Annotated in this window: 24 protein-coding genes and 1 pseudogene; 12 read left to right on the top strand and 13 right to left on the bottom strand. The window is 60.8% G+C overall.

Going from position 1 to position 22,438, the window contains the following annotated elements; translation table 11 throughout:
• Nucleotides 1–88 precede the first annotated feature (88 nt).
• Entirely contained in the window at nucleotides 89–1,312 is a 1,224-nt protein-coding gene (locus tag ACR3FF_RS02020; RefSeq protein WP_458185585.1) for an ornithine cyclodeaminase, nickel-pincer nucleotide-dependent, read from the top strand.
• 85 nt (nucleotides 1,313–1,397) lie between these two features.
• Here the strand turns inward: ACR3FF_RS02020 and ACR3FF_RS02025 are convergent, their stop codons facing one another.
• The 4 genes from ACR3FF_RS02025 to ACR3FF_RS02040 form a co-directional block, all read right to left on the bottom strand.
• Nucleotides 1,398–1,514, bottom strand: a complete 117-nt coding sequence (locus tag ACR3FF_RS02025) for a CcmD family protein (RefSeq protein WP_458185587.1) — start codon at nucleotides 1,512–1,514, stop codon at nucleotides 1,398–1,400.
• 2 nt (nucleotides 1,515–1,516) lie between these two features.
• A complete protein-coding gene (locus ACR3FF_RS02030) occupies nucleotides 1,517–2,242 on the bottom strand; it encodes a cytochrome c biogenesis protein (RefSeq protein WP_458185588.1) in 726 nt (241 codons plus the stop codon).
• Nucleotides 2,243–2,335: 93 nt separating this feature from the next.
• Nucleotides 2,336–3,019 carry a cytochrome c biogenesis CcdA family protein gene (locus ACR3FF_RS02035; protein WP_458185630.1) on the bottom strand — a complete coding sequence of 228 codons (684 nt, stop codon included), beginning with the start codon at nucleotides 3,017–3,019 and terminating at the stop codon, nucleotides 2,336–2,338.
• Nucleotides 3,020–3,062: 43 nt separating this feature from the next.
• On the bottom strand, nucleotides 3,063–4,301 hold the full coding sequence (locus ACR3FF_RS02040) for a c-type cytochrome (protein WP_458185589.1): 1,239 nt from the start codon (nucleotides 4,299–4,301) through the stop codon (nucleotides 3,063–3,065).
• Nucleotides 4,302–4,601: 300 nt separating this feature from the next.
• Between ACR3FF_RS02040 and ACR3FF_RS02045 the strand changes: the two genes are divergently transcribed.
• Genes ACR3FF_RS02045 through ACR3FF_RS02055 form a run of 3 tightly spaced genes read left to right on the top strand, consistent with a single transcriptional unit; the run spans nucleotide 4,602 to nucleotide 8,670 of the window.
• Entirely contained in the window at nucleotides 4,602–5,072 is a 471-nt protein-coding gene (locus ACR3FF_RS02045; RefSeq protein ID WP_458185591.1) for a thioredoxin family protein, read from the top strand.
• The gene (ccsA, locus tag ACR3FF_RS02050; RefSeq protein WP_458185593.1) at nucleotides 5,069–7,462 is read left to right on the top strand and encodes a cytochrome c biogenesis protein CcsA; all 2,394 of its coding nucleotides are present in this window, start codon (nucleotides 5,069–5,071) and stop codon (nucleotides 7,460–7,462) included. Before ACR3FF_RS02045 ends, ccsA begins: the two co-directional genes overlap by 4 nt.
• Nucleotides 7,463–7,470: 8 nt before the next feature.
• The gene (locus ACR3FF_RS02055) at nucleotides 7,471–8,670 is read left to right on the top strand and encodes a carboxypeptidase-like regulatory domain-containing protein (RefSeq protein ID WP_458185595.1); all 1,200 of its coding nucleotides are present in this window, start codon (nucleotides 7,471–7,473) and stop codon (nucleotides 8,668–8,670) included.
• On the opposite strand, the gene ACR3FF_RS02060 is transcribed toward ACR3FF_RS02055, so the two are convergent.
• The 6 genes from ACR3FF_RS02060 to ACR3FF_RS02085 all read right to left on the bottom strand — a co-directional run bounded on the left by ACR3FF_RS02060 (nucleotide 8,671) and on the right by ACR3FF_RS02085 (nucleotide 12,685).
• Nucleotides 8,671–9,351 carry a heme exporter protein CcmB gene (locus ACR3FF_RS02060; protein WP_458185597.1) on the bottom strand — a complete coding sequence of 227 codons (681 nt, stop codon included), beginning with the start codon at nucleotides 9,349–9,351 and terminating at the stop codon, nucleotides 8,671–8,673.
• Nucleotides 9,348–10,055, bottom strand: coding sequence for an ABC transporter ATP-binding protein (locus ACR3FF_RS02065; RefSeq protein ID WP_458185598.1), 708 nt, complete (start codon nucleotides 10,053–10,055; stop codon nucleotides 9,348–9,350). Before ACR3FF_RS02065 ends, ACR3FF_RS02060 begins: the two co-directional genes overlap by 4 nt.
• A gap of 89 nt (nucleotides 10,056–10,144) precedes the next feature.
• Nucleotides 10,145–10,519, bottom strand: coding sequence for a cytochrome c maturation protein CcmE domain-containing protein (locus ACR3FF_RS02070; RefSeq protein ID WP_458185600.1), 375 nt, complete (start codon nucleotides 10,517–10,519; stop codon nucleotides 10,145–10,147).
• Nucleotides 10,520–10,546: 27 nt separating this feature from the next.
• Nucleotides 10,547–10,849: a hypothetical protein gene (locus ACR3FF_RS02075; protein ID WP_458185602.1), complete on the bottom strand. Its 303-nt coding sequence runs from the start codon at nucleotides 10,847–10,849 to the stop codon at nucleotides 10,547–10,549.
• 217 nt (nucleotides 10,850–11,066) lie between these two features.
• Complete coding sequence (locus ACR3FF_RS02080; protein WP_458185604.1) at nucleotides 11,067–11,561, bottom strand: Lrp/AsnC family transcriptional regulator; 495 nt, start codon at nucleotides 11,559–11,561, stop codon at nucleotides 11,067–11,069.
• Between the two features lie 20 nt (nucleotides 11,562–11,581).
• Complete coding sequence (locus ACR3FF_RS02085) at nucleotides 11,582–12,685, bottom strand: ABC transporter ATP-binding protein (RefSeq protein ID WP_458185606.1); 1,104 nt, start codon at nucleotides 12,683–12,685, stop codon at nucleotides 11,582–11,584.
• Nucleotides 12,686–12,831: 146 nt separating this feature from the next.
• Between ACR3FF_RS02085 and ACR3FF_RS02090 the strand changes: the two genes are divergently transcribed.
• From ACR3FF_RS02090 to ACR3FF_RS02115, 6 genes are all read left to right on the top strand, one after another.
• Complete coding sequence (locus ACR3FF_RS02090) at nucleotides 12,832–13,953, top strand: ABC transporter substrate-binding protein (protein WP_458185607.1); 1,122 nt, start codon at nucleotides 12,832–12,834, stop codon at nucleotides 13,951–13,953.
• Between the two features lie 23 nt (nucleotides 13,954–13,976).
• Entirely contained in the window at nucleotides 13,977–14,897 is a 921-nt protein-coding gene (locus tag ACR3FF_RS02095; RefSeq protein ID WP_458185609.1) for an ABC transporter permease, read from the top strand.
• A 1-nt stretch (nucleotide 14,898) separates the two neighbouring features.
• Entirely contained in the window at nucleotides 14,899–15,768 is an 870-nt protein-coding gene (locus ACR3FF_RS02100) for an ABC transporter permease (protein WP_458185612.1), read from the top strand.
• Between the two features lie 86 nt (nucleotides 15,769–15,854).
• Nucleotides 15,855–17,177, top strand: a complete 1,323-nt coding sequence (locus tag ACR3FF_RS02105) for an aspartate aminotransferase family protein (protein ID WP_458185631.1) — start codon at nucleotides 15,855–15,857, stop codon at nucleotides 17,175–17,177.
• A 45-nt stretch (nucleotides 17,178–17,222) separates the two neighbouring features.
• Nucleotides 17,223–18,197, top strand: coding sequence for an ABC transporter ATP-binding protein (locus tag ACR3FF_RS02110; protein ID WP_458185613.1), 975 nt, complete (start codon nucleotides 17,223–17,225; stop codon nucleotides 18,195–18,197).
• Nucleotides 18,194–18,973: an ABC transporter permease gene (locus ACR3FF_RS02115; protein ID WP_458185614.1), complete on the top strand. Its 780-nt coding sequence runs from the start codon at nucleotides 18,194–18,196 to the stop codon at nucleotides 18,971–18,973. The genes ACR3FF_RS02110 and ACR3FF_RS02115 overlap by 4 nt, the downstream gene beginning before the upstream one ends.
• Nucleotides 18,974–19,363: 390 nt before the next feature.
• Here the strand turns inward: ACR3FF_RS02115 and ACR3FF_RS02125 are convergent, their stop codons facing one another.
• Both ACR3FF_RS02125 and ACR3FF_RS02130 read right to left on the bottom strand, forming a co-directional pair.
• Nucleotides 19,364–19,861 carry an AI-2E family transporter gene (locus ACR3FF_RS02125; RefSeq protein WP_458185616.1) on the bottom strand — a complete coding sequence of 166 codons (498 nt, stop codon included), beginning with the start codon at nucleotides 19,859–19,861 and terminating at the stop codon, nucleotides 19,364–19,366.
• 265 nt (nucleotides 19,862–20,126) lie between these two features.
• Nucleotides 20,127–20,501 (bottom strand): hypothetical protein, encoded by a 375-nt coding sequence (locus ACR3FF_RS02130; protein WP_458185618.1) that lies wholly within the window; start codon nucleotides 20,499–20,501, stop codon nucleotides 20,127–20,129.
• Nucleotides 20,502–20,740: 239 nt separating this feature from the next.
• Between ACR3FF_RS02130 and ACR3FF_RS02135 the strand changes: the two genes are divergently transcribed.
• On the top strand, nucleotides 20,741–21,199 hold the full coding sequence (locus ACR3FF_RS02135) for a hypothetical protein (protein ID WP_458185619.1): 459 nt from the start codon (nucleotides 20,741–20,743) through the stop codon (nucleotides 21,197–21,199).
• A gap of 42 nt (nucleotides 21,200–21,241) precedes the next feature.
• On the opposite strand, the gene ACR3FF_RS02140 is transcribed toward ACR3FF_RS02135, so the two are convergent.
• On the bottom strand, nucleotides 21,242–21,907 hold the full coding sequence (locus ACR3FF_RS02140) for a VOC family protein (protein WP_458185621.1): 666 nt from the start codon (nucleotides 21,905–21,907) through the stop codon (nucleotides 21,242–21,244).
• Nucleotides 21,908–22,208: 301 nt separating this feature from the next.
• Between ACR3FF_RS02140 and ACR3FF_RS02145 the strand changes: the two are divergent.
• Nucleotides 22,209–22,438 (top strand): annotated as a pseudogene (locus ACR3FF_RS02145) (hypothetical protein); the annotation flags it as partial.

Raw genomic sequence — 22,438 nt, forward strand, 5'->3', positions numbered from 1 at the left:
TGTCGTTACGAATCGAATCCGGGTCGCGCCCGCGACACACCTTGACGCCGTCACAACGCTGATAGCGGTTACGTGCGTCCGGACCAGTATGACTGATGCTCGCACGGTCGAGCTGGAAGGGCACATCATCGACTCCGGCATGATGCAGCGTTGTTTCGGAGTGGTGATGGACCTGGGCGGCGATTTCGAAGTCGAGGAGTTCCGCGTCGGAAAACACAAAGACGAGGAGTCCTACGCCCGGATGACGGTCAGCGCCGACGACGAGGAGACGCTCCATTCCATCCTCCACGAACTCCACCAGAACGGAGCGCATCTGGCCAACCCACCGGACGCGTCGCTGAAACCGGCCCCGGCGGACCGTGTCGTTCCGGACGGGTTTTACTCGACGACGAACCACCCGACGCAAGTGCGCTACGAGGGCGAGTGGCTCCCCGTCGAGAACATCGAGATGGACTGTGCGGTCGTCGTCGACACCGAAGCAGGGACGGCGCGGACGAAGGTGTTGAACGCCATCGAGGAGGGCGACCTCGTCGTCACGGACGAAGCAGGCGTGCGCGTCGACCCGCCGGAGCGCCCGCGCGGGTCGGGTGGCCCGTTCGGGTTCATGCAAGGCGGCGTGTCGAGCGAGCGACCCTCCGAGACGCTCATCCGAGAGATAGGCGAGACCATCGCCGAGACGAAAGCGGAGGGCGGGACGGTGCTGGCCGTGGTCGGCCCGGCACTCATCCACTCTGGTGCTGGCGACGACCTCGCACGCCTCATCCGCGAGGGGTACGTCGACATGCTCAGCGCGGGCAACGGCTTCGCGGTCCACGACATCGAGCGGGGACGCTACGGCACGTCGCTCGGGATGGACATCGAGACGTTAGAGCACCCTCGGAAAGGGCACAAACACCACATCTACACCATCAGCGAGGTCATCCGGGCGGGGGGCATCGCGGAGGCTGTCGAAGACGGACTCATCGAGGAGGGGGTGATGTACGAGTGTGTCGAAAACGACGTGCCGTTCGTGCTCGCGGGGTCGATTCGCGACGACGGTCCACTGCCGGACACCATCACTGACGCCGTCGAGGCACAGAACGCCATTCGCGAACAGGCCCACGAGGCGGACCTCGTGTTGATGCTCTCGACGCTGTTGCACTCGGTCGCGGTCGGCAACTGTCTTCCGTCGACCACGCGCGTCGTCTGCGTCGACATCAATCCCGCGACCGTCACACAGTTGCTCGACCGGGGGAGCGCACAGGCCATCGGGATGGTCACCGACGTGGGGACGTTCGTGCCGACGCTGGCCGAGACGGTGCTGGGCGAGTAGCCGTCGGCGACCGTCCATCGACGTTCGGACGTCGACCACGAGTGGTCGTCCGACACCTCGCATCTGACGACGTATTACGTCGTGACTACTGCAGGTCGCGCAGACTATCTTCGACGGACGAGAGGCGTCGCTGGAGTCGAAGGACGTACGCGAAGATGGTGAGGAAGACGATGCTGTAACCAGCGATGAGTAGTGGTTCCATGATTATCTCCGGGTACGGCTTTTCGCCAGATGTACCTTGTCTTCGACCTCGTGGAGTTTGATTCGCACGCCCATCAGGTACGTGTAGAGGAGCGTGACCGCGACGAGCGAGACGACGAGCGTGAGCGGGTCGATGTTCGCACTCACGTTCGGATTCGCGAGCGTCGTCTCGTGGAACGTCGGCGTCCAGAGTCGCGTCGCGGTGTACGAGATGGGAACCGTGATGAACCCGATGACGCCGTAGACGGCCGCGAACTTCTCGTCGCTACTGTTTTCGGTCGACGAGTAGACGACGAGGTAGCCCGCGTACACGAGCCAGACGATGAGGAACGTCACGAGTCGCACGTCGCTCCACTCCCACCAGGAGTTCCAGATGACCTTCCCCCAGATGCTCCCGGTGACGAGCGTCAGCGAGGCGAACAGGAACCCGATTTCACCCGCACTGTGTGCGAGGCGATTCCAGAACCGGCCGTCGTACCGCAGGTAGAGCACGCTACCGAGAAACGTCGCGCCGAGTGCCACCGCGCTCGTCCACGCCAGCGAGATGTGCCAGTACGCGATGAGATTCGCGCCGTGCTGGATGCCGTACATCGTACTCGATGCGACGCCGAAGACGAGTCCGATGGAGAGGAGGCCGGCGACCAGCGTCCCCCACCTGACGATGCTGCTCCACATGACCCGATGAAGGGTCCGGACGACGACTCCGAGTCCAGAAGATAGTGTACGCATGTCACTAATCTATACACAGCAATGCACTCGTGCTTCTAAGCTTTTCCCGTTCGTCTGCCGACGGTCGACGGCTACGTGAGCAGCGTCATCGAACTACGTGAGCAGCGTCATCAGGAGTTTGTCGAGTTCGAACAACATCGCAACCCCGGTGAGGACGAGGACGTATCCGGCCACCTTTCGGAGTCGTTCGGGACGCCGGTTTTTCATCGCGGCACCGACGACCGACCGACCGCCGTGTTTGCTCCCGTACGCGACCCCCAGGAGCGGGAGCGAGAAGCCGACGCCGTAGACGAACAGCAGCGACGTGCTCCGGGCGACGTTCCCGGTCGTGCCGACGTACGCGAGCACGCCGCCGAGAATCGGGCCGACACAGGGGAGCCAGACGACTCCGAGGAGCAAGCCGAGCAGGAACCCACTGGCGAGCGGGTGTCGAGTCTCGGAGACGACTCCCGTCAGCTCCGTCGCCCGCCCCGCGACCTTGGACGCGTACTTCGAGTACAGCGCGTGGATATCGTCGTCTGCCATTATCGCGCCGAATCCGATCATCAGCAACATCAGCGGCCCTCGGAACGTGTCCGGCGTGATACCGCTGGCGACACCCGTGACGACCCCGAGGGCGGTGAACGAACTGATGCTGCCGAGGACGAGCGAGAGGGGTCGTAGCCGATGGCCGACGCTTCCGGCGAGCATCGGCGGAATCATCGGGAGACAGCAGGGCGTCAGGATAGTGAACACTCCCGCGAGAAACACTGCGACCGTACCGGGTGTATCGACCATCGTCATTCGGAGCTGAAAAAACGTCGTTCGAAGCTATCTGCGACTACGACGCCTGTTGAGACGCTTTTCCTTCGAGCGCGTCCGTGAGTGCCTGCCGGTCGTTCGTGGCCGAGGCGTTGTTCGCGCTCGAGGAGTTGTTCACCGACGCGTCACGGAGTGGGTCGTTGTAGCGTCGGACGTTGTTCGGGATGTCGCTTTTCTGGAGTGGCTCGGTGCCGACCGGAATGCCGGCCAACAGGAGCTTCTTGCGCATCGGGTTCATGTCGTAGCCGAACCGGTTTTGCACCCGCTTGTAGTAGACGGCCTCGTCCGGCGGACCGTCCGCAGACCAGTCTTTCGGCTGGCGGGCGAGATGCGGCCGTTCGTGGGCGTTCATGAATCCGGCGACGTCCTGCACGTCACGCCAGTTGGTCAGTTCGTGAGCCGACCCGTACGGCATGGCTTCGCGGATGAAGCCTGCAGCGGTGTACACGCGACCCATACCTGCGCCGTCGTTGAAGGAATCAGGCCCCCAGAGCGGCGGGTACTGCCCCGGCGTGCCCTGTCCATCTTTGCCGTGACAGGACGCACAGTTCTCGAGGTAGAGTTCCGCACCTCGGACCGGGTTGATGTTGGGAACTGGCACCTCTTCGTCACCTTCAGGCTTGCGGATGTGTCGCCAGTAGGGAACTTTCTGCACCGGCGTTCCTTTCGCCAGCCAGACGAGGTACACTTCCATCGCCTGCATCTCGCGGCTGTCGTAGGCGGGGATGTTCTCCGGGTCAGTGTTCATGCTGCGGAGGAAACATCCCTGGATGCGCTGTCGCATGTCGCGCATCCGGCTGGTTCGACCCGTCCACTCGGGATAGCCTGCGGCCGTCCCGACGAGCGGAATCATGTCGATATCCTGTCCGACCATCCCTTTCGCGGTGGGAAGCGACCCGCCACCGTGGCAGTTCGCACAGGACATTCGACTCGTTCCAGTCTTGTTCGGTAGTTCACCGGACGTGTTCGCGAACAGTTTCCGTCCGTACTTGACCAGCTCGCGTCTGTGTTCGTTCTCCGGCAGCGTCGAGTTGTTCATCTTCTTGGGGACGAACGCGACTTCTTTCCCCGCGGTTTCGTTGTGATATCGGAGATCTTTATCGCGCAGGTCCTTGTCGAACCACTCGTACCCCGGCCAGTCACCCGGCAGTTTGATTTCGCCTTCCTGGCTCGTGTCCTCTCGATACAACATCGGAGCGGTACAGCCAGCGAGAACGAGACAGAACGCCAAGGAGGCCAACGCCAATCGGCGCGTCACGGTCGACTCCTCCGAGAGTTAGACCCCGACAATTCGTTCGCACCGACGTACGACTTCGTAGCAGTGTCCATATTCACAGTATTGTACTTGGCGTCTATTTCCGCATGGATATTAAACGTTCGTGATAGCCACTCGTAATGTATGGATGTAATCACGAGCGAATGAGAAATATTCGACAGGAGCGCAGCCACCGTTACGTCGGTTGTCATCTCGACCTCCGGATACTACCACCTGGTCGTGGACGATGTCGCCAAATGCGTACAATATTTAACTGGCGCATCCGGAACAACGTGTAGTCGGATGACACCACGAAAAGCTCTGACGTTGCTGTTTCTCGTGGCGCTATTGGGGATCGGGTACTCCTCGATGAACGCCGCGCCAGTGCTGAGTGACGACTCCTACTCGTATCACGGAGGTACCCAGTGGCACACCAACTTCAGCGAGGCGCGACAGGTGGCCCAAGAGCAGGACAAGCCGCTTTTGGTCTACTTCTGGACGACGTGGTGTACGTACTGTGAGGATTACAACCAGAAGGTGTACTCAGACCCTGCAGTTCGAAACCACCTCGACGAGTTCGTCCTCGTCGCCGTGAACTTGGACGACAACAGCCAATCGGCGGCGCGCCTGAAACAACGGTACAACGCGAACTATCCACCACAACACGTCGCAGTCACCCCGCAGGGTGAACAACTCGTGAAAATCAACGGATACGCGAAGAAAGACGCGTTCATCACGTACCTCGAAAAAGCCCAACGGAGAGACAAACAATGACGCCCGGTCACGTCCTCGTCTTCCTCGCGTTCGCAGCGAGCCTCGCCGCGACGGTGCTTCTCGGCCGGGACTACCTGTACGAGGAAGAACGGTTCGCTGGCTACGTCCCGCCGCTCGTCGGCGCGACAGCCGCACTGCTCACTACGTCGCTCGCTTATCTCACGTACCAGTTCGTCGTGACGGACTACTCGAACGCGTACGTCTGGAACAACACGGCGGATTACCTTCCCCTCCTCTACCGGCTTACCGGCGTATACGCCGGAAACGAAGGGTCGGTCCTCCTCTGGGCGACGCTCGCCGCCATCGTCGCCTTCTGGGCGGCGCGGCTTCGCGGCGTCGTCGGCCGGGACCGAAAACTCGTTCAGGGACTCACGATGGGTATCGTCACCTACTTCGTCGGGATGTTGCTCGCTCAGAGCCCGTTCGACACCGTCGGTCAGGAGTTCCCACAGGCCGCCGCCGACTTCGTCCCGGCCACGGGACGGGGACTCAACCCGCTTCTCGTCGACCCGTACATGGCGATTCACCCGCCAGTCATGTTCGTCTCCTACGCACTGTTGACGATGCCGTTCGCCATCGGTGCGGCCCACTTCGTCTCGTTGCTGCGCGGGCACGGTGGACTGTTCGAAAACTGGTTCGGGAGCGTGCTCCGCTGGCTCCGTATCGCGTGGCTCTTCCTCACGGGCGCCGTCGCACTCGGTGCGCTGTGGTCGTACACCGTGCTGGGCTGGGGGGGCATCTGGGCGTGGGACCCCGTCGAGACGGCCATTTTCATCCCGTGGCTGTTCCTCACGGCGACCCTCCACGCGGTCACGAACTACCGACCCAGCCGCAACTACACGGTGCTCGCACCGGCGATGACGGCGGCCGTGTTCGCACTCGCCATCTACACCACCTCCGTGGTTCGCAGCGGCGTCTTCCGAAGCGTCCACTCGTTCGCGGAGGACGGCATTGGTCTGTCGCTGCTGGTGTTGATGGGCGTGACCTCCGCTCTCGGCGTGGTCGTTCCGCTCGCCTACTGGTTCCTCCAACAGGACGACGAGGAGGAGACGAGCGGCGACGAGTCGATGATCTCCCGGTCGAACCTGCTGCACCTCGCAGTACTCATGCTGGGAACGCTCGCGTTCGTCTCCATCTGGGGGCTCACCTTCCCCCTGCTCCGGGACTTGACGACCGGCATCGAGGTCGAAGTCAACGCGAAATACTACAACCTGTGGAGCTATCCGGTGGTGCTCGTCACCATGCTCCTGCTCGGATTCTACATGGATTACGACGTCGAGGGGCGAAAACGGAGTCTCACCGCACTCGGCATCTTCACTGGTGCGACGCTTCTCGGGGCACTGTTCGCACCGACGGAGGCGTGGCGTCTGGCCTCGGTCTCCTCGAACGACGCGCTCGTCTACCGACTCGTCGGTAACGCCAGTGCGCTCTCGGTGGTCCCACCGGCGACCTACGTCTGTATCGCCGTCCTGAAGCGTGGACTCGACCGCATCCCCGGAACGAAACGTGACTTCCAGCTCAAAGAACTCGGTATCACGTTCATCCACCTCGGCGTGGCGATACTCATCGTCTCGCTCGCGTTCACGTACCTCTTTACGGCCCAGTCGTCGGTTATCGTCCAGGACGCCCGGGCCGACACGACCGCACACCGGGTGCCGAACTCCGAGTACGCCGTCCAGGCCACGAGTTACTCGGAGACCACGCTCCCGAAGAACCCCGACCCGCGGCAGTCGGCGCTGTCGAGTCAACAGGCGCTCTCCCGGGGGTCGTCGATGAACGGAACGGTGCGGTCGATCCACGGGACGGTGACTGCCATCAGACGGGGGCCACAAGCGACCGTCGTCCAGCTCGACAACTCCGGTCTCTGGGTCGGTCTGACGGGACAAAGTCAAGACAACGTCACGTTCTCGCGTGGTGAGGAAATCGTCGCCAAAGGGGTGGTGATGTGGAACTACGTTCCGCAAACCGAGGCCGTCGTCCTCACCGACGCCCGGAACGTCGGTCCCGTTTCGAACCCCCCACCGACGCTCGACACGACGCGCGTCGAAGTGAAGTCGCTCGACCTGCGCGTCTATCGCAACGAAGAGCAAATCGCCGCCGGAACCGTGGGGGAACGCCAGTATCTCAAACAGGGGAACATGGAGGTCCGCGACGTGCTCATCGACCGGGGACTCACACACGACACCTACGTCATCGCGGCACTCAACGACGGGACGGCGTCGCTAACGGTAAAGCGCATCCCGCTGATGACCCCGATTCGCCTGAGCGTCGCGCTCTTGCTCGTCGGGATGACGCTCGTCCTCCTGTTCGACCCGGTACACGGCCTCCGGACGATGTCCGTTCGTTCGTCAAAGACTACAGCACAACTCGACAAACAGACATCAGATTGACTACATCAATGAAACGACTCACACTTACGCTCGTCGTCTTGTTCGCTAGCATCGTAACGGTCCCCGCCGCGGGTGGTGCGGCCCAGAACGCGGTATCGGTATCGGGGACGGTAAGCGTCGAAAACGGAACGGCAAACGGCGACACCGTGACGGTGACGCCACTCGACAAGACCTATCGACGGGCCGGTACGGCGGTGAACGCGACCGTCTCCGACGGCTCGTTCAATGCCAAGAACGTCACGAAGGCACCGCTTTACTACGTTCGTCTCCAGCACGATGGCCTCTCACACTACGTTCTCACGCAGAACACCTCCGACGTCTCCTTCGAACTGGGGGCGTCTATCTCCGGTCGCGTCGTGACCGAGAACGGGTCGGCCATCTCGAACGCCCGTCTCCTGTTATTGAGTCCGAGCGGCCCGCCCGTCGCGCAGATAAACGCGTCGGAGAACGGAACGTTCGACATCGGACCGTTGAAGCCGAACACGACCTACACGCTCCGGATGCAGCGGGCTGGCGTCCCGCACAAAAAGACCATCACGACTGGCGCGAACGCCTCTGACGTTCGATTCGTCGCGCGCGAACCGACGGCAAACGAATCGAACCTCACGGTTTCCGGCGGAAATCCCGCGAGCCACGTCGTCCAGATATCGCCCCGCAGGAATGCGTCGGGGCTGACGGTCGTCGAGACGCTCACGCTAAACAACACCGGAGACCGCCCGTTCGCCGGGAAGGTTCACGTCGGACTCCCCGAAGGAGCGAACGTGACCGGCGCGATGTACCGTGACCAACGGACGTCGTTCACCACGGAGGGCGATAGCGTCGTCGTCAACGCGACGGTCGCCGCGAACGATTCGACGCGCATCGGCGTCGCGTATCAACTCGACGGTCGAACGTTCGACAAGACGGTCAGACACGACACGGATACGGTCGCGGTCACGCTCCGGGGATACAACCTCTCGATGGTCTCACACTCCTCGAACCTCCGACCGGGGAACGCACCGTTCCCGATGCTGACCAACGCGACTGCCATCCAGTCCGGAGACCAGCTCCGCGTGAACGTCCCCACAGACGCCAGGCAGACGACCACGTCGGCAGCGAACCAATCCGAGTCGAACGAGAGCGGTGATTCGGAGTTCCCGGTCGCCGTCCTCGCCCTGTCGTTTTTGAGCATCGTCCTCGGCGGAATCCTCGCGTATCGGGCGCTCTGACTACCCTTCGACGACGTATTCGAACGTCACGAAACCGGCGAGAAAGAGCACGCCGTCGTACGCGAACAAGAGCACGAACCACGACCCGCCGTCGGCGCCGGTGGTGAGAGTTCGCGTGAGCGAGATACCTGCGAGCAACACCGGCACGACCAGCGGGACGAGCAACAGCGGTAACAGGAGTTCTCGAAGCTGTGATTTCACCGTCAGGAGCGACAACACGACGCCAGCGGCGGAGAAACCGAACGACGCAGCGGCGATGACGCCGACGAGCATCGGCAGCGTCGAAACTGGCGGCGTGTAATCCAGGAAGAGACCGACGAAGCCGAGCGTGAACAGTTCGACGACGGCGATGAACAGGGTCGAACTCGCGACCTTACCGACGTAGATGGCCGAGCGGTCGACCGGCGCGAGCAACAGTCCGTCGAGCGCCGCATCCTGTTCTTCGACGACGGCACCCTGGATGACGGCGAACGTTCCGGCGAAGACGAACGCTATCCAGAGCGCGCCACTGCCGATGGTCCCGAGGTCGACGAACGACTGTGCGAAACTGAACGCGAAGATGACGACGACCAGCAGTGCGAAGGCCAGAGCGGTGTTGCTGACGCGCTTCGAGCGGAGTTCGACCACGAAGTCCTTTCTGGCGACTTCGGCGGCGATCCGGAAGAATGTGCTGGCGGTCACGCCGTCTCCTCCAGGCCGAGCGTCCGTCGGTAACAGTCGACGAAGTCCGTCGACGTCTCGAACTCGTCGAACGCGACGTCGCGTCGTACCGTTCCACCGTCCAAGACGAGTCCACGGTCGCAGTGGGTGAATCCGCGTTCGAGGTCGTGAGTCGCCATCACGACGGTTCGAGCGCCGACAGCGTCCAACGCGTCGTGAAAATCGGCCATCGTTCGGCGGTCGAGTCCAGAGTACGGTTCGTCGAGCAACAGGACGTCTGGTTCGTGCAGGAGCGCCCGGGCGAACGACAGGCGCTGGCGCATCCCGTGTGAGAACTCGCTCGGGTCGGAACTCCCTTCGGCACCGAGACCGACCAGTTCGAGAACGCGCTCACAGCGGCCGTCGTCGACGCCGTGGACACGGGCGTGGAGACGGAGGTTCTCGCGCGCCGTCAATCCCTCGTAGAGCATCGTGTCATGGGAGACGACGCCGATTCGACTGCGGATGGCGGCGTTGTCGGGAGTCAGTGGGTCGCCGTCGACGAGTACGCGACCTCGCGTCGGCGTCGCTAGCGTGGCGAGGATGCGGAGGATGGTCGTCTTCCCCGCGCCGTTGGGGCCGAACAGGCCGACGCGCTCGCCGTCCTCGACGCGAAAGCTCACGTCCTGTATCCCGATTGCCCGTCCGAAGCGCTTCGTCAATCCGTCTACTTCGATGGTCGTCATATCTGACAGTGTCGTATCGACAGTCTCGTTGGTCGGTCCATCGTCGAACTCACACGTGACACCCGGTCACGGGGTGCTGTGGTGGCGGCCTACTTCGACGACTCGGGCCGTTCGCCCCCTTCGTGGGCACGGACGGAGAGTTCCCTGGCTTCGAGTTTTCCATCCTCGACGACGCCCTTGGCCACGACGACCCGGCCGTTTTGCATCGTCTCCGGCAGTTGTTTCTCGTACTCGACCGCTACCGAGGTGTTGTTGTCGACCACCCGGAACGTGACACGTCCGTCCGACGTTTGCAGGTCGGTGACGCGGCCTTCGAGGTTGACCCACTCGCCCTCGTACTGGCCGTCTCGAACGTCGGTCGGTGTGACGAACGTCGTCGTCGCGTTCATCGTCGTCGCTGCGAGAACCGAGAGGAGCAACAGGATACCGATTCCCCCGAAGAGTAGCTTGTTCTTTCGTTTCATCGTATCGAGAATGGAAAGTCTATCATTTCATCGGCGCTCGGACGGCGCGTCACGCTCGAACAGTCGCGCGCCGGTCTCGACCGTTCGTCGGTCACCACACTCGGCTGCGACTCGAAGCGACTCGAGCGACTCGGCGGTGAGCCGCGTCGTTATCGTCTCCGCTAGCTCCGCCACGAGTCGGTGTTGTTCTGCAGTCAAACCATCCCGACGAAGCGACCGGCGCGCTTCGTCGAGTTCGCGTCGTTTCGTTCGTTCGACCGAGGCGGAGACAGCCTCGACTGCGTCCACTAACTCAGCGTTCGGCCCTGCCTCCGAGTTCGCCGTCGCCATCGTCCACTACCAGTGAACCCTCCGATTTATGTGTTTGGATACTTGCCCCAATTTCGTCCACAGTCCCGTGGCGGGGTCTGTCACCATCGACCGGCGCGTCGAGATGGCCGAGCGACGATACGTCGCGCGAAGACGCCAGCCGTCCAGACGTCGAATCCCGACGGTTTTCGATAGATCGTCGATGTCGGATACTCGGGCGATCGTCTCTCGTCCTCCATTACTCGACGATGGCTTGCAGATCGGCGTCGTCGTAGTTCACCAGTAGACGCGACTCGTTCTTGAACTCTCGGAGCACGATGTTGGTCGCAGAGTCGCTGACACCGTCGGTGTGGATGATGTCGTCGATGAGTCGCTGGAGGTGGTCGTGGTCGCGCACCTTGGAGATGACGATGAACGACATCTCGCCGAGCATGAAATACACCTGTTCGACTCCGGATAGCTCCGAGAGTTCGTCGGCGATGTCGTCGTACCCCGGTCCGTAATTGCTCTTGATTTCGGTGATGGCAGTGAGTTCGAATCCGAGTTCGCCCGGATCGAGATCGGCTATCTTTCCGTCGAACAACCCCATCTCCCGATACTGTTCGACGCGATAGTAGACGGTTGAGGTGCTCACGTCGAGTCGCTCACTGAGCTGCTCTGCGTCTATCTCGCCGGTCGCGTCTATCGATTCGAGTATCTTCAAGTCGGTCTCGTCGAGGTCGTGATTGGACATCCCTACTCCTCCACGTGCTGTCAGGCGGTTCCTTCGAATACGACAGGGGCGCCGTCCGTCACCTCGAACGTCGCATCGTCACCCGTGTCGACCGGCGTCTGATGACCCTGTATCACGATATCGATGGTCGATAGTTCGCTCGCCTCAGGTTCGAACGTGTAGATGGTCTGGTCGCCCTGGAAGTACCGTTCGACGACCGACCCACGAAGTCCGATTCCGTCGTCGCTGATGGCGAAATCTTCCGGCCTGACGGAGACGGTGACTGCTCCATCGACGGTGGTGTCGGTCGTGAACTGGAAGCCGCGTTCGCCGCCGACTTCGACGACCGAACGATTGCCCTCGTTGCGAGCGACGCCGGACAAGAGGTTCGTATCGCCGATGAAATCCGCCACGAACGGCGTCGCCGGCTGACGATAGATCTCTTCAGGTGTGCCGACCTGTTCGATCTTCCCCTCGTTCATCACCGCGAGACGGTCGGAGAGTGTCATCGCCACCTCCTGGTCGTGTGTCACGTAGAAGAACGCACCCTGGGTCTTCTCGTGGAGTTTCCGGAGTTCGACCTGCATCTGCTTTCGCAACTTTCGGTCGAGACTCGACAGTGGCTCGTCCAGCAAGAGTACGCTCGGTTCGTTGACGAGTGCGCGGGCGAGCGCGACACGCTGCTGTTGGCCGCCCGAGAGCTCGCCGGGATTGCGGTCCGTGTACCCACCGAGGTCGACGAGTTCGAGGTACCGTTCGACCTTCTCCTCTCTGACCTCCCCTTCGGACTTGTCACCGGAAATCTCGCTAGGACTCAGGCCCGACTTGCGGAGTCCGTAGCCGACGTTCTTCCCGACGCTCATGTGGGGAAACAGCGAGAGATGCTGAAAGACGAGGTTCGTATCGCGTTTCTCGGGTGGGATTCCGGCCGTGTCCTTTCCATCGATCGCTACCATCCCGGCAGTGGGAGTCTCGAACCCGCTTATCATCCGGAGGGTCGTCGTCTTTCCGCAGCCGGACGGACCGACTAACGAGAAGAACTCGCCGTGTCGCACCGTGAGATCGATGCCGTCGACGGCGGTTACGTCTCCGTATTCCTTGCGGACGTTCGAGAGGTCGACCAGCGATGTGTCGTCCGCTACCATAGAACACTGCTTGATAGTGACACACCTTAAATCTATGGATTATATCGGAGTAATCTTAACGCGTATATTAGAATGGTCTAATTAATATAATCAGAATGCGATAGTGTTGAGATAACTTTAATACGCGTGACTTACTTACAATGGGTATGCCACTTGATGACAGTGGTGACGGTCAGAGTACTGGTACGAAACGGCGGCGATTCCTGCAGTCAGCCGGATTGGCCGGCGCAACTGGGTTGACAGGGTGTGTCACCAGTTTCAGTGGTGGAAGCGGCACCACGACCATCAATATCTACACCTGGGAAGAGTACAAGGACTTCAAGGACGAGATCGAGAAGAAACTCGACGTGAAGGTGCAGATGAAAGTCGGCACCTCGTCCGCGAAGATGTTCTCGGCGTTCAACTCCGGACAGGACGCACAGTACGACATCGTAATTCCCAACAACAACTATATCCCGAAGCTGATGGCCTCGGGGAAGATTGCCCCACTGAACAAGGACGCTGTCCCGAACTTCGACAAACTGTACGGCAAGTTCAACGAGTTCGCCAACACGCAGTTCTCGGACGGCGACAAGATCTACGGCGTGCCCATCCGCTTCGGGTGGTACGGTGTCTCCTACGACAGTCGGAAGATATCGAGTCCCAAAGAGAGCTACTCGGAACTCTGGAATAGCAAACACAAGGGCAACATCGTCATGTACGACAATCACTTCAAGTCGATGAGCGCAACCGCCCTTATGCTCGGATACACCGACGCGTTCGAGGGGCCGAAGGTGTCGTTGTCCGAAAAACAGATCAAGAAGGTCAAGCAGAAACTCATCGAGCAGAAGAAACTCGTCGGCGGATACATCTCTGCCGACCCGACGTACATCAAATCGCTCCGCCAGGGGAACCACACTATCGGTCTCTCTGGGCGGAACGAGATCGTCGAGATGTGGGCCAACGGCGACGACTGGCCGGAGATCTACGTCCCGAAAGAAGGCTCACTCGCCTGGTTCGAAGGTGCCGCCGTCTCGAAGAAATCGAAGAACAAGGAGATGGCTTGGAAGGTCGTCAACGAGTACATCTCGACGAAGATCGGTGCCAAACTCGCCAAAGTTGGCTACTCGCCGAGTTGTAACCCAGAAACGCAAAAACAGCTCTCAAAGAAGCAAAACGATATGTACGGCTCGATCAAGCCCTCGCGGCTCGATGGGTTCATCCCGTTCAAAGCGGTCGAGAACGAGGACGCCTGGATAAAGGCCTGGGAGGAGGTCAAGTCGGCCTGACGGCTGCCGTTTTTTATTCCACTATGTCAACTGATTCACAAACCACGCGCCAGCGACTCGTCAGAGCGTTCTCCTCGGACGAGCGACGACTAGGACTTTCGTTAGGACCGAGCGTCATCTGGTTGTTCCTGTTGTTGCTCGCACCGCTCACTTTCACGATGACCATGAGTTTCCTGCAGGTCAGCGAATCGTATCAAATTCTCTGGGAACCGACGTTATCGAACTATGGGCAGTTGTTCCAGGGGAGCGGCCCGTTCTGGCAGACCACGTTCTTCCAGGCGATGACGCTGTCCTACGCGATCGCGCTGGCGACGACGATACTCTGTCTGGTACTGGCGTTTCCACTAGCATACCTCTTGGCGAGGAAAGACGGCCGCACGTTCAAAATCGCCATCTTCCTCGTTCTGCTTCCGTTCTTCACGATGTACCTCGTGCGAGCGTACTCCTGGCTGCTGATGTTCGGGCCGCACGGCGTCATCAATAGTACACTCATGCAATTCGGCCTGATCGGTAAGCCACTCGGGCTGTTCGACTACGGGAAGCTCGCCATCGTCATCGGCCTGACGCATGCGTACTTCCCGTATATGCTCCTGTCGTTGTACGCCAGTCTCGACGGTCTCGACTTCTCCTTGACCGAGGCAGCCCGCGACCTGGGTGCGAGCCGATTGTCGGTCCTCAAAGATATTATCGTCCCGCTCACCTTGCCAGGCATCATCAGCGGGAGCCTGTTCGTGTTCGTCCCCTCGTTGGGTGCGTTCGTCACGCCTCGTTTCCTCGGTCGTGGAAAAGTGTTGATGATAGGCATACTCATCGAGAAGCGCATCAACTCCCTGTACGCCATCGACTACGGGAGTGCAGCCTCGATGTTCATCATCGTCTCGATCGTCATCGCGTTCGGACTGGCGTTCCGCTACGTGAGCATCGACGAACTGGGGGGTGTCTGACGTGGCGACCCAGAGTGAGACGGAGACCCAAACCGGCACCTCGTCACTGTTCGACAACCGACTCCAGGAGCGACTCCTTCACCACGGTCTCTATGCAGTAGCAGGCGCACTGCTGGTGTTTCTCTGGATTCCGCTGTTGGTGATGGTGGTTCTGTCGTTCGGCGTCAACTCCAGTACGATCTTTCCGTTCAAGGGCTTCACGCTCGCCCACTACTCCGCGACGTTCGCCGATCTGAAGCTGTTACTGTCGATGCAAAACAGCGTCGTCGTGGCGACGTTGTCCGCGATCATCGCCACAGTGCTCGGCGTTCTGGCGAGTTTCGCGCTCGCTCGACACGACTTCCCGTACAAGGAGGTATATCGAACCTTCGGCATCCTGCCAATGATCATTCCGGGCGTCGTCTTCGGGATGGCGTTGCTCATCTACTTCCAGACGCTGTTGGGTTTCAGAACCGGCTTCCTTACACTCGTTCTGACCCACAGTATGTACGGCTTCCCGTTTGTCCTCCTCATCGTGACCTCCCGACTCTACACGTTCGATACGTCGTTGGAAGAGGCCGCCCGCGACCTCGGTGCCGACCCCCTGACGACGTTCCGGGACATCACGCTTCCCATCATCGCCCCTGCGGTCGGCGCAGGGTTCCTGTTCGCGTGGATTCGCTCGTTCGAGGACTTCATCCGGGCACACTTCGTGAGTGGCGTGAAACCGGTTCTCACGACCTACATGTACGGGATGATCAAATACGGCGCGGCACCGAAGATGAACGCAATCTCGACGTTCATCGTCGTCGTCATCGCCATCCTGCTGGCGATCGCGATGAACGTCGGAAATGTCACTCAGCACGTGGCAGGTACCGAGGAGGACGAGTGATAGATCCTGTCCACACCGGCAGTCCATCGATAACCGAATCCATCGTTCGAACGCAGCGCAGTCTCCAAGACGACCAACCACCAGCCATGTCGAACCATCATTCCGAACACGACAGAAACGAGCGGAGCAACGAGCTAGTCGACCGCGCCCGCGCGGTCATCCCAGGCGGGGCCCAGACCGGCTTACGAGCACAGGCCTACGAGACGGGTGAGGTCGCCTTCGACCACGCGGCGGGTGCGACCCTGACGACGGTCGACGACGAGGCGTACACCGACTACCACCTGGGTTTCGGCCCCATCGTTCTCGGCCACGCCCACGAGTCGGTCGACGACGCCGCCCGCCGCGCCATCGACCGCGGCGTCCTCTACGGCGCGGGGACGACCGAACTGGAAGTCGAGGTCGCTGAACGCCTGGTCGATTTGCTGCCAAGCGTCGATCAGGTCAACTTCTGCAACAGCGGGAGCGAAGCCACGTATCACGCGATTCGCCTCGCCCGCGCGCACACGGGCAACGAGAAGATTTTGAAATTCGAGGGCTGCTATCACGGTTGGCACGACTACGTCGACGTGAGCGTCTACCCGCCCGAAGACCACCTCGGCGAGCAGTATCCCGAATCGGCGGGGATGCTCTCGGCCGCCGTCGAGAACACCCTCGTCGTCCCGTTCAACGACAGCGAGGCCGTCGAAGCCGTGCTGCGCGAACACGGCGACGACCTCGCGGGCGTCATCCTCGAACCCGTCCCCCACTCCGTGGGCTGTCTACTCCCCCAACAGGAGTTCCTCCGGACACTCCGCGAGCAGACCCGTGAACACGACGTCCCGCTCATCTTCGACGAGGTCATCACCGGCTTTCGCCACTCGCCCCACGGCGCGCAGGGCGAGTTCGACGTCACCCCCGACCTGACCTGCGTGGCCAAAGCCCTCGGCAACGGCTATCCGGTCGCCGCCGTCGGCGGGCGTGAAGACCTCATGGCGCAAGCAAGTGGCGACAACACATCCGGCGTCGTCATCAGCGGCACCTACTCGGGCAGCCTTCCGGGATTGGCGGCGGCGCGTGAGACCATCGACACCATCGTCGAGGAAGACGTCCAAGACCATCTCACCGACCTCGGTGACGAATATCGCGCGGGTTTGCGTGACCTGCTGGCCGACCACGCTCTCGAGGGCCGCGTCGTCGGCCACCGCAGCATCTTCAGCGTACAGTTCGGCGTGACCGGCGAGCCAGAAACCTACGAGGACGTGCTCGGGTTGGACGAGGCGAGGTTCCGCGCGTTCGCGGCGGGGATGCGCGAGCGGGGGCACTTTTTCACGCCGAATCCCTACAAGCGCCATCACCTCTCGTTCGCTCACGGCGATGAGCACCTGACGGCGTATCTCGACGACGCCGACGCCGTGTTTGCGAACCTCTAACCCAGTTCAGCAGGCTTAATCCCGCCCGGTCGTTACTGTTTTTCGATGGAATCTGCGATACGTATCGAGAATCTAGAAAAGGAGTACGAGGGGGTACGGGCGCTCGATGGCGTCTCACTCGACGTTCCGGAGGGGTCGTTTTTCGGACTGCTCGGCCCGAACGGCGCGGGGAAGACGACGTTCATCAATATCCTCGTCGGACTCGTGAAGAAATCGGGTGGGACGGCCGAGGTGTTCGGCGCGGACGTGGAAGACGACTACCGCGAGGCCCGGAATCGAATCGGGCTCGCACCACAGGAGTTCAACGTCGACCGATTCTTCCCCATCCGAGAGGTCTTAGAGCACAAGGCGGGCTACCACAACATCCCGAAACGCGAGGCCAGAGAGCGGGCGGACGAGGTGCTGAAACGGGTCGGAATCTACGACAAACGCGACACGCGCTTCGACTGGCTCTCCGGCGGAATGAAACGACGATTCATGCTGGCGCGAGCGCTCATCACCGATCCCGACCTGCTCATACTGGACGAACCGACGGCGGGCGTGGACGTGCAACTCCGTCACGACCTCTGGGAACTCATCACCGACCTGAACGAGGGCGGCACGACCATCCTGCTCACGACTCACTACATCGAGGAGGCAGAGCGCCTCTGTGACGAGGTCGCCATCCTCGATTCGGGACAGATAATCGAGGTGGCGAGTCCCGAGGAGTTGATGGGTCGCGGCCCGGACAAGATCACCGTCACCCTGCGAAATCCGCCCGAGTCCGCACCGCACCTCTCCGCCGGGCGCGACAGGCTCGAGTCGGTCGAACTGTCTGGCGACGACCTCGTCGTCACCGCGCGGGAGGCCGGTCTCCTCGCGCCGGAACTGGTGCGCGAACTCGACCGGAAGGGGTTCGAAATCGTTCACTTCGACATCTCGCGCACCTCGCTCGAAGAGGTGTTCGTAGAGATGACCCGCACCGAGGAGGAAAACCGAGCGGAACGAGCGGCAGTCGCCGACGGAGGTGAACGGGAGTGAGCAGTCTCACCGGCTTTCTCACGCTCACCCGGCGCGAGATTCTCCGTTTTCTGCGCAGGCCGCGGAACACCTTCGTCCCGCCGCTCGTGACGAACGTCCTGTACTTCTCGGTGTTTGGGGTCGTTCTCGGAAATCGCGTCGGCGGCATGGAGATTCGGGGCGAACCCGTCGAGTACATCGTATTCATCCTCCCCGGTCTGGTCGTCCTCGGAGCCATCTCGAACGCCTTCGAGAACTCCTCGTTTTCCATCTTCCACGGGCGCTGGAACCGCTACATCGAGGAGACGCTCACCTCGCCGATGTCGTACTCGCGGATGGTCGCGGCCTACATCGTTGCCGGGGCGACGCGAGGCCTGCTCGTCGGCATCCTCATCGCCGTCATCGGGGCCTTCTTCACCCCGGTCGGGGTCGTCCAGCCGTTCTACCTCGTGGCGTTCGCGCTGGTCATCACGCTCCTCTTTTCGAGCGTCGGCGTGGTCGGCGGCCTCTGGGCCGACGACTGGGACAACCTGACGATGATGAACCAGTTCATCGTCCGCCCGCTCGTCTTCTTCGGCGGCGTCTTCTACACGCTGGAGAGTCTCCCGGCGGGTATCTTCCGCGATCTCACCCTGCTCAACCCGATGGTCTACATGGTCAACGGCATCCGATACGGGTTCCTTGGCGTCTCCGAGGTGAACCCGAACGTCTCGCTCGCGGTGCTGTCGGGGCTGACGCTGGCGTTCATGCTCCTCGACGCCTACCTGTTTCGACGCGGCTACGGGCTGATGGACTAGCAAATCGAGTTCATCGGCTTCGTTGAAACTTCTCCATCGGAGATGGGTTTCAATGACCGTGCTGAATACAACGCTCGTATCTGGCGGGGTATCGTGCCGATTGCAGTGAGTGCTGTAACCCGGCTACAGCCAGTTAGTGAGGATGCGGATCGCCAGCATTCCGACCAGTAGCCAGAGTAGTCGCACGATGGTCACCACGATTCACCGGGCGCGTCAAACATCAGTTTCGTCGCTAGCCTGCTCTCGGCACTCGTCCAGAATTTCGTCCGGGATGAGCCAGAGGGCGATCGCTATACCGCCGGGAAGCACCACTGACTCGTCGAGATACCTTACTTTCGGAATGAAGTCCGGAATCGGATCGATGGGGCCGACGGCGTGTTCCGAGGCAGTTCACTCGCCGCCGTCAGTGGCTTCACCGCCCTTCATCACATCGTCGAGGTGGTCGTCAGTGTCTCTGGTCATCGGCTCGATGTCGAGACCGGACGTCGTCTCCTCACCGCGAAGGTGTGGAACGACGACTTGGAGAAACTGGACGACGACGACCATCACCAGCGGGCCGAGGAAGATGCCGTACCACCCGAACAGGATCGGGTCGAACAAATAAGCGAACATGACGAGTGAGAGGTGGAACATCTTTCCCGAGAGGTACGGCCGGATGTAGGTTCTGACGACGTTGTCGAACGCTAACGTCATGAACAGGAAGAACACCACAGGGTACCAGAGAGATGTCGGGTCGCGTTGAATCGCTCCCAGCGCGAGAAACACTGCAATGGCAAGGTAGACGACGGAGCGGCCGACCAGCGGTACGAGCGTGAAGATTCCCGTGATGACGGCCAATAGTATGGCTACCGGGATGAGGAGATTTGCCGGGGCGAAGAGGTAATGCACCGATTGACATACCCACGCTCTGTCTGCAGACACTGTTTGTGACAACAGCTCGGAAACTCGCTGAGCCGCTGTAAGATACACGGCGCGTATTCAGCAGTGTAGTCTCTCTGGAGACAGGGATCCGAGGGACTACCTTCTACGAAACATTCTCTGCGTTGTCCTGAATACTCGGCAACGAGGAGGATTAATTGCTAAGCAGGCGCTGCTATCGACTCATCGCTACCCTTTTCTCAGTCACTCTAGAAATCAGTCTGTTAAGTTAGCTTCAAACGCGCTCGAGAGCCTCATCGATGTCCAGTGGGACTTCATCGCCGCTCACATCGAATCTTTTGAACCAACTCTCCTTCATCTCCCGTTTGAGCGACGCTCTGATCCCCGCGTGCGGGTCGCTCTCCACGAAGTGTTGGAGCGATTCATCGCTTTCCCAAGCAGCAACCGCCCAGAACTTCTTCTGGGCTAAATTGGCGCGCAGGGCATAGCCAACAAGCCCAGCAGACTCGGCGAGTTGCGCTTCTATCTTCCGGGTATGCCAGAGAACTCTTGGCACGGTTCGGTACCCCGAAGGGTGCAGATACCCGACGACACCCTGGAGTTCGGATTCCATGCTAGGTTCATCGAAGAATTGCCAGGCAAATTCCATGGTATATATTAACTCCCCACGGTCGTCCTGATAATCGTTCCGTCGCCATTACCCAGAAAGCGGATTTATAAATCCTTGCACATGTAACCCTCCCTCGACTGGTGCTGCCACCACTGATACTGTCTGGAGTCTCGGTATGTGTCCCAGCGCGTGTGACTACGTTAGCAGTAGCATATCGACAGACCACGTCGTTCGACTGAACCACGGGCTCGGAACACCAGACCGTTCGTGTCGTCCCAATGACTCTGGCCGAGATCGTCGTGGCACTCGGTTGGCTGCTCGGGAACCTCGCTGTCGGCGCTTGTCTCCACGAGACGCTTCACGCCGGATTTCTGCGAGCCATCGGCGTCTCCTGCCAGATAGAGTACCTTCCAGAGCGGACGAGCGGGGGCGTCGATGTCGACCTGCTCGGCGGGTCGTGGGCGCGCGTGACCCTCTCGGAGATTCCGCGAACGACGTCGGTTCGCGGCCTCCGACTCGCCGCGCTGAGTCCCGTCCTCATGCTGACGCCCTTCGCGTTCGTGGCGCTCGGCGCGGCTCCCGACCCGACGGCGCTCGGGAACGTACCGCTCACACTGGCGACCATCGGCTGGTTCGCAACCACCCTGCCGAGCCCGCAGGATTTTGTGATGTTCTGGCGAGCGGACGACCTGCGTGGATACACGGAACAGCGAGACGAGTGGTTCACAACTCCGTGAGCGGTCTCGCCGTCGAACGAGCGAACTGACGCGGTGAAATTTTCACCGGACTCCAGTGATGCGGTAGGGGAGATTCGGGAAGTCGTACGCACGCTCATCAGCGACGACTATCTCCGTGGGATGGATTTCGGCGGGCCGTCCCGAAACGAACCAGTCACGCCCTGCCTGAACGACGATGAACAGTCCGTGGTCGTCGCCGAGGACGCGGAACGTCTCGCTGTCGCCTTCCCAGGCAGCCACGCCAGTATTGGTTTCGAGGGCTTCGACCGCGCTCGGCACGTCCGGCACCGGAAGACCGATCTCGCTCACTTCCAGCAGGTGTTCCGGGCCGAACGCCTCGTCCGTCGCGTTGTCGAGGGCGTGCCGGGCGACGAGTTCGCCGACGTTCCCCGCCGGATCTTCGAAGTAGGTCGCGTGGGCGTTCATGAACTCGAAGAAAAATTCCGTGTCACCGGTCGCTTCGTCCGTGAGCAAGCCTACTCGGTCGGCCAGCCAATCGCGCGCCGCCTCAAATCGGTTTTCGGGAACGTTGATGGCGAAATGGTAGAAGGGGTCTGCGTCGGATTCCGAGAAGACGAGTTCGGTCGCGTCGACCGAGACAGTGACCTCTCGTTCATCGCGGGTGACCGGTAGACCGAACGGCTCGCCGTAGAAATCGGCCAGTTCGCCGGAGTTCGCGGCTTCGAGGTGGAGACGTCGGATGTGCATCGATACCAGTCATCTTTGCGATAGCGAGGAAACTCCGCCGTTTACGGCGGGGAGGAATCGCGTTCGTTTAGCTGGGCATTTGCACCTGTGTCGCCCGGCTGTCTGTCCTACTTGAGCGGCCCGTCGGTGTCCAAGGCCTTCGCGCCTTGAATCACCAACCCACGCCACGTGAGACCGTGAGCGTCTTTCACTTCGCTTAACTGTTCGTATTCTTCGTCTTACTTCGACGTTGAGGTTTGGCATTTCTATTCTTGATTAGTGATTCGATAGTCTAAACTATTACTAACTTGTACTGTGAAGTGTGACCGCAACCGCCACGAAAACGCTCCAAGCCACGCTCGCGCCACCAACGGCGCACAAAGAGCACCGGCTTCAGCGTACCGTGGCGACGTACCGCCGCGCTCTTGACGACGCTTTCGAGAGTGGCGCGGACACGCAAACGGCGGTCAACGATATCGTCACACCGTACACGCTCACGTCCTACGCCAAAGACGCGCTCAAGTCGTATGTTCCGAAACTCCGGGATACGTA

It is taken from the genome of Haladaptatus ordinarius (genome assembly GCF_054177595.1).

Coding starts and splice junctions, on each gene's coding strand:
- ACR3FF_RS02020 (WP_458185585.1), top strand. CDS start 89: ATGACTGATGCTCGCACGGTCGAGCTGGAAGGGCACATCATCGACTCC.
- ACR3FF_RS02025 (WP_458185587.1), bottom strand. CDS start 1,514: ATGGAACCACTACTCATCGCTGGTTACAGCATCGTCTTCCTCACCATC.
- ACR3FF_RS02030 (WP_458185588.1), bottom strand. CDS start 2,242: ATGCGTACACTATCTTCTGGACTCGGAGTCGTCGTCCGGACCCTTCAT.
- ACR3FF_RS02035 (WP_458185630.1), bottom strand. CDS start 3,019: ATGGTCGATACACCCGGTACGGTCGCAGTGTTTCTCGCGGGAGTGTTC.
- ACR3FF_RS02045 (WP_458185591.1), top strand. CDS start 4,602: ATGACACCACGAAAAGCTCTGACGTTGCTGTTTCTCGTGGCGCTATTG.
- ccsA (WP_458185593.1), top strand. CDS start 5,069: ATGACGCCCGGTCACGTCCTCGTCTTCCTCGCGTTCGCAGCGAGCCTC.
- ACR3FF_RS02055 (WP_458185595.1), top strand. CDS start 7,471: ATGAAACGACTCACACTTACGCTCGTCGTCTTGTTCGCTAGCATCGTA.
- ACR3FF_RS02065 (WP_458185598.1), bottom strand. CDS start 10,055: ATGACGACCATCGAAGTAGACGGATTGACGAAGCGCTTCGGACGGGCA.
- ACR3FF_RS02070 (WP_458185600.1), bottom strand. CDS start 10,519: ATGAAACGAAAGAACAAGCTACTCTTCGGGGGAATCGGTATCCTGTTG.
- ACR3FF_RS02075 (WP_458185602.1), bottom strand. CDS start 10,849: ATGGCGACGGCGAACTCGGAGGCAGGGCCGAACGCTGAGTTAGTGGAC.
- ACR3FF_RS02080 (WP_458185604.1), bottom strand. CDS start 11,561: ATGTCCAATCACGACCTCGACGAGACCGACTTGAAGATACTCGAATCG.
- ACR3FF_RS02085 (WP_458185606.1), bottom strand. CDS start 12,685: ATGGTAGCGGACGACACATCGCTGGTCGACCTCTCGAACGTCCGCAAG.
- ACR3FF_RS02090 (WP_458185607.1), top strand. CDS start 12,832: ATGCCACTTGATGACAGTGGTGACGGTCAGAGTACTGGTACGAAACGG.
- ACR3FF_RS02095 (WP_458185609.1), top strand. CDS start 13,977: ATGTCAACTGATTCACAAACCACGCGCCAGCGACTCGTCAGAGCGTTC.
- ACR3FF_RS02105 (WP_458185631.1), top strand. CDS start 15,855: ATGTCGAACCATCATTCCGAACACGACAGAAACGAGCGGAGCAACGAG.
- ACR3FF_RS02110 (WP_458185613.1), top strand. CDS start 17,223: ATGGAATCTGCGATACGTATCGAGAATCTAGAAAAGGAGTACGAGGGG.
- ACR3FF_RS02130 (WP_458185618.1), bottom strand. CDS start 20,501: ATGGAATTTGCCTGGCAATTCTTCGATGAACCTAGCATGGAATCCGAA.
- ACR3FF_RS02135 (WP_458185619.1), top strand. CDS start 20,741: ATGACTCTGGCCGAGATCGTCGTGGCACTCGGTTGGCTGCTCGGGAAC.
- ACR3FF_RS02140 (WP_458185621.1), bottom strand. CDS start 21,907: ATGCACATCCGACGTCTCCACCTCGAAGCCGCGAACTCCGGCGAACTG.